Raw genomic sequence first — 15064 nt, forward strand, 5'->3', positions numbered from 1 at the left:
TCCCCCCACGTGTCCCTGTCCCTCGTTCGTCATGCCCGGAGCGCCACGTCAGCGAAGCTGAGCGGCAGCCGCAGCACAACCCTGTACCCTGCGCCAGTGGACCCCGATTCCAGCGACGCGCGCGAATCGTAGAGGACGTTCAACCTCCGGCGAACATTATTCAAGCCTACGCCGGTGCTGACGCGCTGGTCTTGCGAGATCAGCCCTTCGCCATCATCCTCTACTTGCAACCGAAGCCGACCTTTCTCCTCGGACGCCTCGACGCAAATCGTGGCGCCGCGACGGGATGGGCCGACGGCATATTTCACTGCATTCTCCGCCAAGGGCTGGAGGATGAAGCTCGGCACCATGGCGCCGTAGAGCGTGGGCGGGCACGTCACCTCGAAACGCAGCCGCTCACCGAAGCGCACCCGCTCGATATCGAGATAGGCGGCGAGCGTTTCCAGCTCGTCCTGCAACGTCACCTGCCCCTGCGGATCGGCGGCGAGGCTGGCGCGGAGGAATTCGGACAGGCGCGCGACCGTCTCCTCCGCCGCCTCGGATCGCTTGGTGACGATCAGGCTGGAAATGCTGTTCAGCGTATTGAACAGGAAGTGCGGATTGAGCTGGAAACGGAGCGCGGCGAGCTGCGCCTGGTTGGACGCCGCCTGCGCCTCGGCCAGTTCGCGCTCCTGCGCGTGGGCGAGCGCGGTCGACATGATCAGGCCGATGCCCGTGACGTAGAGCGCGTAGATGAAGACGTAATTGCCGAACTTCTCGATGATGCGCTGGATCTCGAAGGCGGGCATCGGAAAGCCCATCAGAGTCTCGCGCCCGAGATCGACGATGACCGAATCGAGCAGGGCATGGATCCACGCCATGCCGGCGGCGGCGATCGCGGCATCGAAGATGCGCAGCCACAGCGGCCATTCCCGGATTGCCCGCATCAGCAGGAACAGCGGCAGCGACAAAGCCAGCCCGACGGAGACCGCGGCGGCGATGATCGGATAGCCCTGCCAGGCCATGTGCCCATCGTCGGCGAAACTCGGGATCAGAAAGGTCAGATAAGTGAAGAACCATAGGCCGCAGGTCAGCCAGAGACTCTGTCGTGCCCCGATTTCGTCCGCGCGCAATGCCGTTCCGCCCCTCGATCCCGACCTTTCAGGCATCGCCTGTGACGGGCACCATAGACTGGATCCGAAAAGGGTTCATGCCCGCGCCGTCGCACCGTGCGTCGTCTTCGTCGACGCGCGCGCGCCGGGACGCGCCCCCTTCGCAATGGCCGAAGAGTGTGAGACAAGGCGCGGCGCGCCGCCGTTTCGGGCAGGCGCACCGCCGTTCCGCAGGGGGCTAAAATGGCGCTTACGTCAGCTGAACTGGCGGATCTTCTTCCGCCGCACTCCGTATTTTCGTGCTGCTCGGAGAGCGAGCTGGCACGGCTTCTTTCGCTGTCGACGCTGCAGTCGATGAAGTCGGGCGAAACCATCCTGGAGCAAGGTGAGGAGGGCGATGCGATGCTCATCCTGCTTGAAGGGGTGGCGCGCGTCTCGATGGTGACGTCCAACGGACGCGAGATCATCCTCGATTATGCCGAGCCCGGCGCGGTGCTGGGCGAAATCGCCGTGCTGGACGGCGAGCCGCGCACCGCATCGGCGACGGCGCTGTGGAAGGGGCGCGTGCTGCGCATCAAGCAGCGCGCCTTCCTCGAATTCGTCGAGGGGCATCCCAAGGTTGCGATGGCGCTGCTGCGCGACATGGCGCGGCGCCTGCGCGAGAGCGATGCGACGATCGAGACGGACCGCGCCTTCGCCACCGGGCCGCGCCTTGCCCGCTTTCTCAAGCGGCTGACCGACAGCAAGGCGAACGGCCACAAGCTGGCGGGGGATCTCAGCCAGTCGGAGCTCGGCAATTTCGTGGGCATCAGCCGCGAGAACATCAACCGCCAGCTCTCCGTCTGGGCAGGCGCCGGGGTGATCGAACTGGCGCAAGGGCGCATCCGCATCCTCAATGGCGATTACCTGGCGCAGATTGCCGAAGCGGCGGAATAGCTCTCATTTACCGCGCGCGACTCGGGTGGGCGTGAAAGCGACTCGGGTCGGCTCAGGGGGCGGAACGGTGATTCTGCGAGCACGTCCAGCGGCTTATGCTGGGTGTCAGGCTGAAATCGTCGATGCTGGACCGTGCCGTCTATGACGAGGATGCGGCGACGCTGAGCCTTTGGTTTCGCGGGCGCGGCAAATATGTCTATTCGGGCGTGCCGCGCGCCGTGTTCGAAGCGCTTGCGGCGGCACAATCGGCCGGACGGTACTTCAACGAGGCAATCAAGGGTCGCTTCGAGGGGCGGTTCGACCCTGCCCGCCGGAGATTTCGCCCGCAAGCATGACGCGAGGCACCGTTCCGGCATCGGCGCGTTTGAGTTTCTCTCTTTCGGGTGGATGTGATGTCGGAGCGCGACCGGTTCGTAGCGGTAAGCTTGCTAACGCAGCGGGATCTCGACCGGTGGGGGAACAGCCTGCGCAACGTCTATCCCCTGGGCAATCCGGACGACTTCAGCGAACTGTTGCGGCGGATCGATGCCGCCGACGCCGATCATCGCAGCGCGGGTTCGACAGGATCGGATCGGCAGAACTGAGGCGCGGAGCCGCATTCGACACCTTGCTGGCGCGCGCAGGGCGGAGCCGATAGGGCGGAGCCTGTCCGTATCCCCGCCGGAGCCACCGATCTGCCGCGCTTCCTGATCCTGCTCTCGCTCCTGCTGGCCGGTGCGCCGGCGTCTGCAGCCCCGACGGTGCTGGCGGCGATCAGCCTGCGCGAGGGGATGACGCAGGCGGCGGCCGCGTGGGTGCGGCAGGGGCATGAGCCGCCGCGTCTCGTCTTCGCCGGCACGCCGGCGCTGGCGCGGCAGATTGCGGCAGGTGCGCCTGCGGATCTGTTCGTATCGGCGGACGAGGCCTGGGCGGACCGGCTGCAAGGGCAAAGGCGGCTGCGGCCGGGCACCCGCGCGACCTTCCTCGCCAACCGGCTGGCGGTGGCCGTGCCGCGCGGTCGCGCGCCGCTGCGGCGGATGGATGACCTGAGCTGGCTCGTCGGAACTGGACGGCTTGCACTCGCGGCACCGGAAAGCGTGCCTGCGGGGCGATATGCCAAGGCCGCTCTGGAGCGCGCTGGCTTGTGGCGCGGACTGGCGTCACGTGTCGTGCGGGCGGACGACGTACGAGGCGCGCTCGCGCTGGTGGCACGCGGTGCGGCGGCGGCGGCGATCGTCTATGCGACGGACATCGCCGTCGAGCCGCGCGTGCGCAGCGCCGGGCTGGTGCCCGCGCGGCTGACCCCGCCGGTCCGCTACGTCATCGCCATCCCGACTGCAGCGCGCGATCCGGACGCGGCGGCGTTCCGCGCCTTCCTCCTGTCTCCGGCCGGGCGCGCGCCCTTCCTGCGCGCCGGCTTCCTGCCGCCCCGGTGAGCCCGGACGCTGCCATCTGGGTGATCGTGGCGCTCAGCCTCAAGGTGGCGGCGGCGGCGACCATCGTGCTGCTGCCGGTCGCGTGGGGGCTGGCGTGGGTGCTGGCGCACAAGCGAGGCCGCGGGGTGCTGCTGCTCGACGCTTTGATCCACCTGCCGCTCGTCCTGCCGCCAGTCGTGGTGGGCTACGTGCTGCTGATCCTGTTCGCGCCCGCCGGGCCGCTGGGGCGCCTGCTGGACGCGATTGGCGTCAAGCCGCCATTGTTCAGCTGGGAGGGCGCGGCGATCGCCAGCGCGGTGATGGCGCTCCCGCTGGCGGTGCGATCTATTCGCCTGTCGCTGGAGGCGATCGAGCCCGAGGTGGACGAGAGCGCGCGGCTGCTGGGCGCGGGCACGCTGAAGCGCATCCTGCGCATCGCCTTGCCGCTCAGCCTGCCCGGCCTGCTCGCGGCGGCAGTGCTGGCCTTTGCCCGCGCGCTGGGTGAGTTCGGCGCGACGATCACCTTCGTCGCCGCGGTGCCAGGGGAGACGCTGACCCTGCCGCTTGCCATCCACGCCGCCTTGCAGGAGCCGGACGGCGAGCCGCTGGCGTGGCGGCTGTCGCTTTTCTCCGCGGCGCTGTCACTGGGCGCGCTGATCGGTGCGGACCTGATCGCACGACGGCTGCGGCGCTAAGGCGAGCCGCCGGTCAATAGCCCATCAGCTTGAGCACTTCCTGCCGCGAGCGCTCATCCTCGCGGAAGACGCCCATCATCCGGCTGGTCGTCATGGCGACACCCGGCGTGCGGACGCCGCGTGCCGTCATGCAGGCGTGGCTCGCCTCGATCACCACCGCGACGCCGTGAGGGTGGAGATGCTCCCAGATGCAGTCCGCCACCTGCGCGGTCAGGCGTTCCTGCACCTGGAGGCGACGCGCAAAGCCGTGCAGCACGCGCGCGAGCTTGGAGATGCCGACGACCCGCATATTGGGCAAATAAGCGATGGCGGCCTTGCCGATGATCGGCGCCATGTGGTGTTCGCAGTGCGACTGGAAGGGGATGTCCTTCAGCAGCACGATCTCGTCATAGCCGCCGACCTCGTCGAACGTGCGGCTGAGGTGGTGCGACGGATCCTCGCCATAGCCCTGGCAATATTCCTTCCACGCGCGCGCGACGCGCTTGGGCGTATCGAGCAGGCCCTCGCGCTCGGGATCGTCGCCCGTCCAGCGCAGGATGGTGCGGAACGCCTCCACCACATGGTCGGGCACCACGATCTTCCCGTCGGGGCCGCGCGGCGCGTCGATGCTGTCGGTGGCGAGTTCGCTCATGGCCATCCTTTCCCTGTTGCCGAAGTGGGGAGTGCCGCAGTCGGCTTCCACTTTCCGGAACGCAGCTATGTCGCGCGCAGAGGGCGGCGGCAAGCGGAGGCGGCCGTCTGGGTCGATCGTTACGCACTGGCGGGATCAGGTGCCGATCCGTGGCGTACCGGTGCGGTCGTCTGGCTGGATGGACTGACGCACCTGCGTTCACGGCGCAATTCGACAAGACTGTGAACGGCAGAGCGGCAGGAGTGCCCTTTCAGAAGCGCGCGCCTGACAATGCTGGGCTTTCTCCGCGATAAACTGAGCCGCGCTGAATCAGAACGCCAGCCCAAGCCGCTTGCGTCGAGGCTGACGAGGTTGCGTGGTTGCCAGTGTCCAAGCCCTATCGTAGCAGCAAGGAGGGGTTCAGGAAGCGTGAACGCTTTCCTGATGCGGAGGGGGTTTCAATGGTCGACGTTATTGCCGGGAACAGGTTCGCCAGCGGTTCGGAAGTCGATGTAGGCAGCGTGGGCCAATCGCCCTACAGCGTCGATCTCGCGACCTTGGCATCAGGCACTGTCATTAGCGTCTGGCAAGATACGCAAGGCATCTATGCCAGCCGCTACACCAGCAGTGGAGCGGCAATTGGTCCCGAAGTGCTGATTGCGGCGGGAGGGCGTCAGTCGACCGTGGTCGGCCTCGCCGACGGGAGCTATGCCGTAGCTTGGCTTGAGGACGTGCCGAGCCCGTCGGGGTACAACGGGTCCAAGGCGTTCGTGCGCGTGTTCGATGCGGACGGTGTGGCGCTGTCGCAGCCAACGCTCATGTCGTCTATTTCTTACGGTTCACAATCCAACCTCATGCTGGTTGCGCTTGAAAACGGTGGGTTTGTCGGCGGCTGGTGCGTCAGCGCATCCGCAAGCGCAGTGCGGACGTTCGATGGCGGCGGTACGCCGCTGAACGAGGATGCCTTCACGTCCTCCAGCATGGCTTCAAGCGCGGCCGCGGTTTCGCTTGCGGACGGCCGTGTGCTCGTCGCCACCTCGACTATCTTCTCGCCCGCTAGCATCGAACTCCGTGCCTATGATCCCACGACCGGCGTGGTCGAACAGCAGGCAATCGGGCAGCGGACCCCCGCGCCGGGCGCTTATTTCAGCTACCCGTCTCTGACGCGGCTTGCCTCGGGCGAAATCGTGGTCTCCTGGCTGGAGATTTTGCAATCAAGCGCCATCGTGCGAGGCGAGGTGTTGACCGCAACCGGTGGGCCGACAAACCGCAGTTTCGCAGTTTCGGGAACATCTTCCATCTTGCCGACCGTGGCAGCGCTGGACGACGGTGGCTTCGTGCTGACCTACAGCGGCTCGTCACAGAGTGGCGCGACGGTATACGGTCAGGTTTTCGACGATGCCGCTGCAAAGGTCGGCGATGCGTTCACCTTCAACGCGCCGGGTGACGTAGACGTGCGCAATGCGACAGTCGCCTCGATCGGCGCCGGCGACTTCGTGGTGAGCTGGGAATATCGTACAGGCGGTAACCTCTTCGATGCGTCGCTGCGCTTCTACTATGACAGCACCGAAGGGACGAACGCAGGCGAGACACTGACCGGTTCGCCCGCGATCGACATCCTGCTTGGTCTTGGTGGTGATGACACGCTGAACGGTCTCGGAGGCGACGACTTCCTGAACGGCGGCGCGGGTGCGGACGTGCTCAATGGTGGCGAGGGCTCCGACACGGCGATCTTTGACGATAGCGACGCGGCTGTCTCGATCGACTTGTCGACCGGCAAGACGAGCGGCGGCACCGCAGCTGGCGACACGCTGAACAGTATCGAGAACGTGGTCGGATCGGCTTTTGCGGATCGGCTGGTCGGTGATTCGGGTTCGAACCGACTTGAGGGTGGTGCCGGCGACGATGTGCTGATCGGATTGGGCGGCGACGACACGCTCGATGGCGGCGCTGGCAATGACGTGCTGATCGGGCGTGGGGGCGGCGACACGCTCGATGGTGGCGCGGGAACGGACACGGCCGACTATTCGGCGAGCGCGACGGGCGTCGTCGTGGTTCTGCAGGGCACGCAGCGTGAGGGCGGCGACGCTCAAGGCGACGTGCTGATCGACATCGAAAACCTGCGCGGGTCGGCGTTCAACGACGTGCTCGTCGGAACCAACGGCGTGAACGTGCTGGAGGGGCTGGCCGGTGACGATATCCTGAATGGCGGCGTCAATGCCGACACGCTGAACGGCGGCGAGGGTAGCGACGAGGCCAATTATGCCGGCAGCGCCAATGCGGTGCGGGTGAACCTGGCGACCGGGCAAGCGGCGGGCGGCGACGCGCAGGGAGACACGCTGATCTCCATCGAGAACCTGCGAGGTTCGAACGGCGGCGACACGCTGACCGGCGATGCGCGGGCAAACCGGCTGCTCGGCCTTGCCGGCGACGATGTGCTCACCGGCGGTGCCGGGGACGATCTGCTGGTCGGCGGAGAGGGCAGCGACGTGGCGGTGTTCGGCGTGGCGAGCGGCGCGGCCAGCCTGCGCTTCGCCGATGACGGCGCGTTGATCGTCACCTCGGCCGAGGGCACCGACACGCTGCGCGAGATCGAGACGCTGCGGTTCACCGATCGTAGCATTGCCATCGCTGCGTTCGGCGCGATCAACACGACCTACCAGCGCTATGGCGGTCGTGCAGCCACGGACGGCGAGCTTAGCTATTGGGGAGGCCAGATCGCCTCAGGCGCAACCGTCGGCGACGTGCGCGGCGCGATCCTCGCCGATCCGCTCAGCGCGCGCGCAATCGAGGGCAGCTATCGGGAGTTGTTTGGCCGTGCCCCGTCGGACGCGGAGGTGGCGACTTGGCGCAAAATGTTTGGAGGCGAAGCGGATCTCGTCACGCTGCGCAGCGTGATTCTCTCCGACGCGGCGGGTATCGCGTATACGAACGCTGCGATCGACCGCCTCTATAGCGACTATGGCGGTCGTGCGGCGGCGTCGGGCGAGATTGATTTCTGGCGCGGGCAGTTGGCGAGCGGGACCACGCTTGCCGACGTCCGCGAGGTCTTGATCGGCGACGCGCTCGGCGCGAACATGATCAACGAAACCTATCTCGACCTGTTCGGCCGCGCTGCGGGTACCGACGAAATCGCGGTATGGCAGGGCATCCTCAGGGACGGTGCGGAGCCGAGCGCCCTGCGGAACGCCATTCTTTCCGATCCCGCAGGACGTGCGCATACCGCGGGGATGATCGCCGACATCTATACCGATCTCGGCGGCCGCGCATCGACGGCAGCCGAGACCGAGGTGTGGATCGGCCTGATCCGGGGCGGCGCGAACTATGACACACTGCGCAGTGCCGTCCTCGACGATGGCGTCCTTGGCCGCCATGTCTCCGAGACGATCGACACATACTACCGCGACTATTTCGGCCGTGCAGCAGATGCCGGAGAGGTGGACGCCTGGCGCGGCATCTTCCGCAACGGCGCGGGAACCGACACGCTGCTGGAGACGCTGTTCACTCACCCCGATGCCTCGGCAGGCGGCGTCGTGCGGGCAGGTGGCACAGCCGCGGCAGACACCTTCCGACTCGGCTCGTCCGAGCATCTGCTGATCGAGGGCTTCGATCCCGCAGCCGACCTCCTCGACCTGCGCGGCTCCGCGCTGGCGAACGTTGATCCGCTGCTGGGCGCACGCGAGGTGACCAGCCTCGACGGCCGTATCGACGTGCTGCTCGGCGGCGGCGACGTGCTGCTCACCGGCATCCAGCTGAGCCAGCTCTCAGCAGGAGACTTCCTGGTGTGAACTGAGCCTAGCCGCCTATGGCCAAGCGCTTCCGCATGACCACCAAGCAGGCGATGCTTGCCGATTGTGGTGATGTGGAAGCGTGGTGCGGGCCTTGGCTCCGTGTTCCGGTAGGTCGCCAGACACGCGTCTTTCTCGTTCCCGCGCGCGCGTTGTCAGTTGGGGACTGAAGATTGCGATTCCTCGACTCACAACGGGGGGTACGACCGACGACGAAGTCAGCTGATCAAGCTACTCTTCCGCCGCAAGCTGGTCGGAGTAGCCGACTACGGTGCCCGAGTAGCTTAGCCTCGATACCGGGAACGAGGCTGCCGCGCGGTGGCAGATCTTCACCCGCACACGGCGCGACCCTCGCCAGTTTGGCGAGATCAACTATGTCGCGATTATCAACTGCCGCTCCTAGCACACGGCCGAGGATTGCGACGCCTACCTTGAGGCGCGGCGGGCGTGCGACACGCCGCCACAACCGACGAAAAACGTGAGCCTGCGCAGGATTGGCAGCCATGCTGATGGGCGGCCTACCGGGGCGTTTATGGTGGGGCGAGCGGGGCTGCTCGCTGCGCGACGACTCCGATAGCGATCCTCTGAGAACTTCAAGCGGCTGGGCCTGTCCATGTCCGCGCCATCCCCTGATCGGGGGATGACGCAAACCGCGGCCCTGCTTCATCAACAGGTGAGTCACGCCCGTCGTGGGTGGCGCAAGGGAGAGCGTCCGTGCACATCATCAACCAGTTCGAAGTTGCCCTTGACAGCGGCCAAGACGGTACGGCTTCGCGCCTCGTTGGGCTTGATAATGGCAATTACGCCGTGGTGTGGCAGGACGGTGCGACTATCCAAGCGCGGATCGTCGATGCGAATGGGCGACCGATCCTAGGGGAACCGGTCGAGCGCGTTATAACGGTAGCAACCAATGCGAGCGGAGCTACGATCGCGTCGGTAGTGGGCGGCGGCTTCATCATCGCCTGGGATCAGGACGGTGCGGGCGTACGCGCGCAGACTTACAATTACATCGGCCTGCCGGTTGGTGAAACTGTCAAGCTGCCAGGCGCAGCGGGCGAGCGGACGTTCGATGCTGCCATCAGCAGGGATCATGCCGGCCACGTGCTCATCTATCAGGAGACAGAAGAGGCCGGCCGGTTTTCACTTCTGAAAGCGCAAGTTATCGGGACCAACGGCACGCTGTTGGAGAACCGAACACTGGTGCCGCTCTCGCAGACGATCGACAATACGACCGTATATGGCCCCGTCCTCTCTGCGGTGGAGAGCGTCGGCACCGGCTACGCCGTCGCATGGCACGGCAACATCATCAATCAGCCACTCACCCGACTGGATTATGTCCAGACCTTCACGGATACCGGCGCCGCTACCTCTCCACTCAGGATCGACTTCAAGGCAGCGGACATCGCGGCATTGGCAGACGGCAGTTATGTGGTTGTCGGAACTGCACTGGATACGCCTGACAGCGCTGCCGATCACAACGTCGTCGCACAACGCTTCAGCGGCGCGACCGGGCAAGCGCTGGGCGAGCGGGTGATTGTCAACACGCGCACTGCGGGGTCGCAGAACGCTCCTTCCGTGACCGCTCTGACGGACGGAAGCGGCGGCTTTGTCGTCGCGTGGAGCGACGACAACCTGGGCCAAGCGCAGACCTTCGATGCAGACATGGGCAAGGTTGGCGGTGAATTCCGGGTGACGAGCAGAGGGGGAGTGTCCGACATCGCCGCGGATGCGCTTGGCGGATTCATGGCCGTCTGGAATGGCAAAGATCCGTTGCTCAACGAAGATCGTGAGGGACTGCGGGGTCAGACTTACCGGCCCGCGCCGGCGATCACCAACGGTGCCGATGTGCTGACCACGCAGCGCGAGACTGACGATGTGATCAACGCGCTGGGCGGCAGTGACACGATCTTTGCCAGCAGCGGCGTGGACCGGATCGACGGCGGCGCAGGCAACGATGTGCTGCGCATCGTGCTGGGAGATCGCAACCTGTTCGACACCTCGACCCCCGGCGGCGTCTATCAATTCAGGAACGGGGCGTTCATCAACTCGGACAGCACGAAGATCGACACCAGCTTCGTGAACGTCGAGCGGCTGGTGATCGACTTCCGTGGCGAACGTGCTGAGGGCAATCAGGTAGATGCTCTCGCGGCACCCACTGGCGTGCAGCTGACACTTGTGATGGGCGACGGCTATGATCAGATCCGCGGCAGCGCTGGTAACGACCTTGTCTATATGGGTCTAGGCGGCGGGACTTTCGACGGCCAGCAGGGCAACAATCAGGTTGTCGTTTCCATATCGGCCGTGGGCGGAACGGCAACGGTGAGTAACCAAGATGGCAATGCGGTCGTCACGCAGGCAGGTGTCGCCACCACTGTCTGGGATGTGGATGAGCTGGTTGTCGGCGATTATGGGGATACATTCGGCCACGTCATCGACGCATCTGCAATCAACACGGACGATCCTGGGGTCTATGTCAACTTCTTGATCCTGGCCGATGGTCGCGGCAACGACACCTTGATAGGCGGTCGAGGTGCTGACATCTTTGCCGGCATCAACAGTTCGAGCGGTCGTGACACTTACACCGGCGGCGGCGGTGCCGACTTATATGACTTCACCTTCGCCGTCGCGGGCCTCGATGGTACGACAATCACCGACTTCGATCTCGACGATACCATCGACCTTGGCGCAAACACTGCGGAGCTGAACACCGACGGCGTGCTTGCGGATCGGTTCATCGGCACTGCGGCGTTCACGGGAGTTGCCGGCGAATATCGCTTCGAGGCGGGCGGCGGACAAACGCTGGTGCAGGTGGACACGAATGGTGATCGTGTCGCCGACGGCACGCTGACCATCGCGAACGGCGTCTTTCAGCTCACGGCCGTGACGGATGATTATGGGTCGAACAATGCACTGCGCGCTGTGGCGAACAGCGCCTATGCTCCGATCGACGGTGCTTACCGTGCTCTTGGCGGTCGGCCGGCGAGCAGTAGCGATCTGGCTTATTGGACGAGTGCGCTCGCTTCTGGTGCTACGATCGCTGACGTTCGTTCGGCGATCATCAACGATGCATTGGGGGCTCAAGCGATCGCCTCGGTCTACCAGCAAGGCCTCGGTCGCATGCCGAGCGATGGCGAAATCGCTTACTGGCGGAACGCATTCCTGTCCGGTTCCGACCTTTCCACACTGCGGGAAGCAGTCGCTGGCGCGGCCGTCGAGCAAGCGCGTGTCGACCGGTCGATTGACGCTCTCTACCAGGCATTTGGCGGTCAGCATGCGAGCGCGAGCGACCTCAGCTACTGGCGCGGGCAGCTAGCGTCGGGCACAACGCTCGATGGTGTGCGGAACGCCATCGTCGACGATCAGCTTGGCGCACTGGGGATTGCTGAGGATTATCGTGATTTCCTCGCCAGAGATCCTTTAGCCGAAGAAATCGCCTACTGGCGCGGGGCATACAAGGCAGGCACGCCGGCAGCCGCGCTCAATGCCGCCATCCTCGACTCGGACGAGGGCGTGGCGCGCGCCGACATGGGTGTCGACGTGCTCTATCGTGACTTCGGCGGGCGGGCGGCTAGGGCGGCCGAGCTGGACGTATGGCGCGGCGCTATCCGTAACGGCGCCAACCTCGACGATATCCGCGACGTCATCGTCGAGGATGCTCTAGGCGCGCAGGCGATCAATACGACCTATCGCACCTATATGGGGCGGACCGCCACAAACGGTGAGATCGAGGTTTGGCAGGATCTGTTCAAGGCGGACGCGCCGGCCGCTTCGTTGCGCCAAGCGATCCTCGGCACGGAAGAAGGCGCGCAGCACAGCGCCGGCACCATCCGCTCGATGTACGAGGATTATTTCGGGCGTGCCGCGGAGGCGAGCGAAGTAGCTGTTTGGCTTGACATGTTCCGCAACGGCGTCGTGCCGGACACGTTGCTCGACACCTTGTTTACCCATCCGGACGCACGCGGCCAGGTAACGACACTCACTGCACAGGTTGGGGCAGAGACCCTGACGCTCGGCAAAAACGATCTGTACGCGGTCAATGGCTTCAACCCCGCGGAAGACACGCTCGACCTGCGCAGTTGGGGGTATTCCGGCGTGAATCCGCTCGCTGACGCGCGCGAGATTGTTTCACTTTCCGGGCGGACCGATGTGTTGCTCGGGACGGACCCGGATCATCAAATCCTGCTGACCGGACTGAGTCTGTCGCTGCTCTCGACCTCGGACTTTCTGGTGTAAGCGAGACAGCGGGTGCGCGGCGACGCAGCCATTGCGGTCGCCGTCTGTTGCGCACTCGCCTCTACTTAGCCGACGGGGTCACCCCGGGTGCCGCCCGACGATCCGGCGAGTCGCTGTCGTCACGGTTGGTCGGCTGAGCGGGTCATCCCGCACCCCGAGCGGGTGATCTCAGATAGAATGGTGAAGCGCTTGGTTCGGAAGCCATGCTATTGCTGAAGTTGGAGGCTCACCCCACCGCTGGCTACTACCGGCCACACCCCTGAAATGGGTCGACTGGGAGAACGCTTCGCTTACGTTCCCAAATGCCTAGCCTCACCAAGCACTTAGCTTGGCAGGCTGGCTCCCCGGGCAGGATTCGAACCTGCGACCATTCGATTAACAGTCGAATGCTCTACCGCTGAGCTACCGAGGAACGCCGTGTCGCCGAAGCGAGGCGCGCCTATGCCGCCCTTCGCCGCCGGATGCAAGCGGGACGGTAAACCTTTTTCACTCAAACGGCGAATTGCTCCATCGCGATGCGATCGTCGAGCGCGTGTTCGGGATCGAACATCAAGGTGAGCTGGGTGGAGCGGTCGATCGCGACGCTGACGGTGGCGACATCGCGAACCTCGCGCTGGTCCGCCACGGCGGAAACCGGGCGCTTCACCGGCTCCAGCACACGGAAGCTGATCCGCGTCCGCTCGGGCAGGATAGCGCCGCGCCAGCGGCGGGGCCGGAAGGGACTGATCGGGGTGAGCGCCAGCATCTCGGAGCCGAGCGGCAGGATGGGCCCGTGCGCGGAAAGATTGTAGGCGGTGGAGCCCGCAGGCGTGGCGACGAGGATTCCGTCGCACACCAGCTCCGCCAGCACGACGCGCTTGTTGACGCAGACTTCCAGTTTCGCCGTCTCACGCGTCTCGCGCAGCAGGCTGACCTCGTTGATCGCGGGATGCTCGATCTTCTCGCCGCCGACGGTTTCGACCTCCATGCGCAGCGGCGACACGGTGAAGCGCCGCGCGCGGGCGATGCGGAGTTCCAGCAGGTCGGGCGACCATTCGTTCATCAGGAAGCCGACGGTGCCGAGGTTCATGCCGTAGATGGGCAGGATGCGGCGGCGATCGAGCATCTGGTGGAGCGTCTGGAGCAGGAAGCCGTCGCCGCCGAGGACGACGACGATGTCCGCCTGCGCGATATCGACCCATTCGTGGCGCTGGCGCAGCTCGGTCGCGGCGCTTTGCGCAGCCGGCGTGGGCGAGGCCACGAGCGCGAGCCGGATTTCACCGGCATCGAGATTGCTCATCCGCCGGTGACGCTCATGTGACGGCTGACCGCGGGTGCCGCATCGCGCGTGTCGATGCGGAAATCGTGGCGGAGCGGCTTCACCGCCATCGCACTGTCGAGCAGTGCATCGAGCGCAGGGCGGCCGCCGCTGCGCAGCGCCGCCTTGAGGTCCACCTGCTCATCATGGCCCAGGCAGAGGTAGAGCGTGCCCGAGGCGCTGACGCGGACGCGGTTGCAGGTGGCGCAGAAGTTGCCGGTGAGCGGCGTGATGAGGCCGAGCTTCGCGCCAAGCTCCTCCACCCGCCAGTAGCGGGCGGGGCCGCCGCTCGTCTCCGCCAGCGGGGTCAGCGTGTATCGTGCGGCGAGAGCGGCCTGCACGCGGTCGAGCGGCAGATAGCGGTCGGTGCGATCCTCCTCGACGAGGCCGAGCGGCATCGTCTCGATGATCGTCAGGTCGAAGCTTTCGCTTGCGCACCAGCGGAGCATCGGCTCGATCTCGTCCTCGTTCAGCCCGGCGAGCGCGACCATGTTGATCTTGACGCGCAGACCCGCGGCCTTCGCGGCGGCCATGCCGTCGAGCACCTTGTCGACATCGCCCCAGCGGGTGACGTGGCGGAAGCGATCGGGATCGCGGCTGTCGAGGCTGACGTTGATCCGCCGCACGCCTGCATCGAACAAGGACGGTGCGTAGCGATCCAGATTGGTGGCGTTGGTGGTGAGCGTGAGTTCGTCCAGACCATCGCCCAGCCGGCGGCCGATGCTGCGCGCGAGCAGATCGACGCCGCGACGGACGAGCGGTTCGCCACCGGTCAGGCGGATCTTGGTGACGCCGCGATCGATGAACGCGTCGGCGACCTCGGCCAACTCCTCAATCGACAGGACCTGCTCACGCGGCAGGAAGGTCATCGCCTCGGCCATGCAATAGCGGCAGCGAAGGTCGCACCGATCCGTCACCGACAGGCGGAGATAGGTGATCCGGCGCCCGAAAGCGTCGATCAGGGGGGCGGCAGCGGCCATCGTCCCGAGAGCTAGTGTGCCCGGCCTGCCGCCGCAAGCG

At 65.6% G+C, this 15064-nt stretch carries 11 protein-coding genes and 1 tRNA gene; 7 read left to right on the forward strand and 5 right to left on the reverse strand.

Features of this window, described 5'->3' with window-relative positions:
- Nucleotides 1-29: 29 nt before the first annotated feature.
- Nucleotides 30-1004, reverse strand: coding sequence for a sensor histidine kinase (locus tag BM360_RS02450; RefSeq protein WP_165611179.1), 975 nt, complete (start codon nt 1002-1004; stop codon nt 30-32).
- Nucleotides 1005-1445: 441 nt separating this feature from the next.
- On the opposite strand from BM360_RS02450, the gene BM360_RS02455 reads away from it, so the two are divergent.
- From BM360_RS02455 to modB, 5 genes are all read left to right on the forward strand, one after another.
- A complete protein-coding gene (locus tag BM360_RS02455) occupies nt 1446-2027 on the forward strand; it encodes a Crp/Fnr family transcriptional regulator (protein ID WP_341350574.1) in 582 nt (193 codons plus the stop codon).
- A 122-nt stretch (nt 2028-2149) separates the two neighbouring features.
- Nucleotides 2150-2362 (forward strand): KTSC domain-containing protein, encoded by a 213-nt coding sequence (locus BM360_RS02460; protein ID WP_093313630.1) that lies wholly within the window; start codon nt 2150-2152, stop codon nt 2360-2362.
- A 57-nt stretch (nt 2363-2419) separates the two neighbouring features.
- The gene (locus tag BM360_RS02465; protein WP_131819161.1) at nt 2420-2611 is read left to right on the forward strand and encodes a hypothetical protein; all 192 of its coding nucleotides are present in this window, start codon (nt 2420-2422) and stop codon (nt 2609-2611) included.
- Nucleotides 2612-2767: 156 nt separating this feature from the next.
- Nucleotides 2768-3442, forward strand: coding sequence for a molybdate ABC transporter substrate-binding protein (gene modA / locus BM360_RS02470; RefSeq protein WP_242653278.1), 675 nt, complete (start codon nt 2768-2770; stop codon nt 3440-3442).
- Nucleotides 3439-4116, forward strand: a complete 678-nt coding sequence (modB, locus tag BM360_RS02475; RefSeq protein ID WP_207544515.1) for a molybdate ABC transporter permease subunit — start codon at nt 3439-3441, stop codon at nt 4114-4116. The genes modA and modB overlap by 4 nt, the downstream gene beginning before the upstream one ends.
- 13 nt (nt 4117-4129) lie before the next feature.
- On the opposite strand, the gene folE is transcribed toward modB, so the two are convergent.
- Entirely contained in the window at nt 4130-4747 is a 618-nt protein-coding gene (gene folE, locus BM360_RS02480; protein WP_093313634.1) for a GTP cyclohydrolase I FolE, read from the reverse strand.
- A gap of 500 nt (nt 4748-5247) precedes the next feature.
- On the opposite strand from folE, the gene BM360_RS02485 reads away from it, so the two are divergent.
- Nucleotides 5248-8514: a calcium-binding protein gene (locus tag BM360_RS02485; protein ID WP_207544516.1), complete on the forward strand. Its 3267-nt coding sequence runs from the start codon at nt 5248-5250 to the stop codon at nt 8512-8514.
- Nucleotides 8515-9228: 714 nt separating this feature from the next.
- Nucleotides 9229-12747, forward strand: coding sequence for a hypothetical protein (locus tag BM360_RS02490; protein WP_131819162.1), 3519 nt, complete (start codon nt 9229-9231; stop codon nt 12745-12747).
- Nucleotides 12748-13084: 337 nt separating this feature from the next.
- Here the strand turns inward: BM360_RS02490 and BM360_RS02495 are convergent.
- The 3 genes from BM360_RS02495 to moaA all read right to left on the reverse strand — a co-directional run bounded on the left by BM360_RS02495 (nt 13085) and on the right by moaA (nt 15024).
- Nucleotides 13085-13159: transfer RNA gene (locus tag BM360_RS02495), tRNA-Asn, on the reverse strand.
- A gap of 78 nt (nt 13160-13237) precedes the next feature.
- Nucleotides 13238-14026 (reverse strand): NAD kinase, encoded by a 789-nt coding sequence (locus tag BM360_RS02500; RefSeq protein ID WP_093310214.1) that lies wholly within the window; start codon nt 14024-14026, stop codon nt 13238-13240.
- The gene (gene moaA / locus BM360_RS02505; RefSeq protein ID WP_093310216.1) at nt 14023-15024 is read right to left on the reverse strand and encodes a GTP 3',8-cyclase MoaA; all 1002 of its coding nucleotides are present in this window, start codon (nt 15022-15024) and stop codon (nt 14023-14025) included. Before moaA ends, BM360_RS02500 begins: the two co-directional genes overlap by 4 nt.
- Nucleotides 15025-15064 lie beyond the last annotated feature (40 nt).

The organism is Sphingomonas jatrophae, assembly GCF_900113315.1.
In the GTDB taxonomy this organism is placed as follows: domain Bacteria; phylum Pseudomonadota; class Alphaproteobacteria; order Sphingomonadales; family Sphingomonadaceae; genus Sphingomonas_P; species Sphingomonas_P jatrophae.

Coding starts and splice junctions, on each gene's coding strand:
- BM360_RS02460 (WP_093313630.1), top strand. CDS start 2,150: ATGCTGGACCGTGCCGTCTATGACGAGGATGCGGCGACGCTGAGCCTT.
- BM360_RS02455 (WP_341350574.1), top strand. CDS start 1,446: ATGAAGTCGGGCGAAACCATCCTGGAGCAAGGTGAGGAGGGCGATGCG.
- moaA (WP_093310216.1), bottom strand. CDS start 15,024: ATGGCCGCTGCCGCCCCCCTGATCGACGCTTTCGGGCGCCGGATCACC.
- folE (WP_093313634.1), bottom strand. CDS start 4,747: ATGAGCGAACTCGCCACCGACAGCATCGACGCGCCGCGCGGCCCCGAC.
- BM360_RS02500 (WP_093310214.1), bottom strand. CDS start 14,026: ATGAGCAATCTCGATGCCGGTGAAATCCGGCTCGCGCTCGTGGCCTCG.
- BM360_RS02465 (WP_131819161.1), top strand. CDS start 2,420: ATGTCGGAGCGCGACCGGTTCGTAGCGGTAAGCTTGCTAACGCAGCGG.
- BM360_RS02450 (WP_165611179.1), bottom strand. CDS start 1,004: ATGGCCTGGCAGGGCTATCCGATCATCGCCGCCGCGGTCTCCGTCGGG.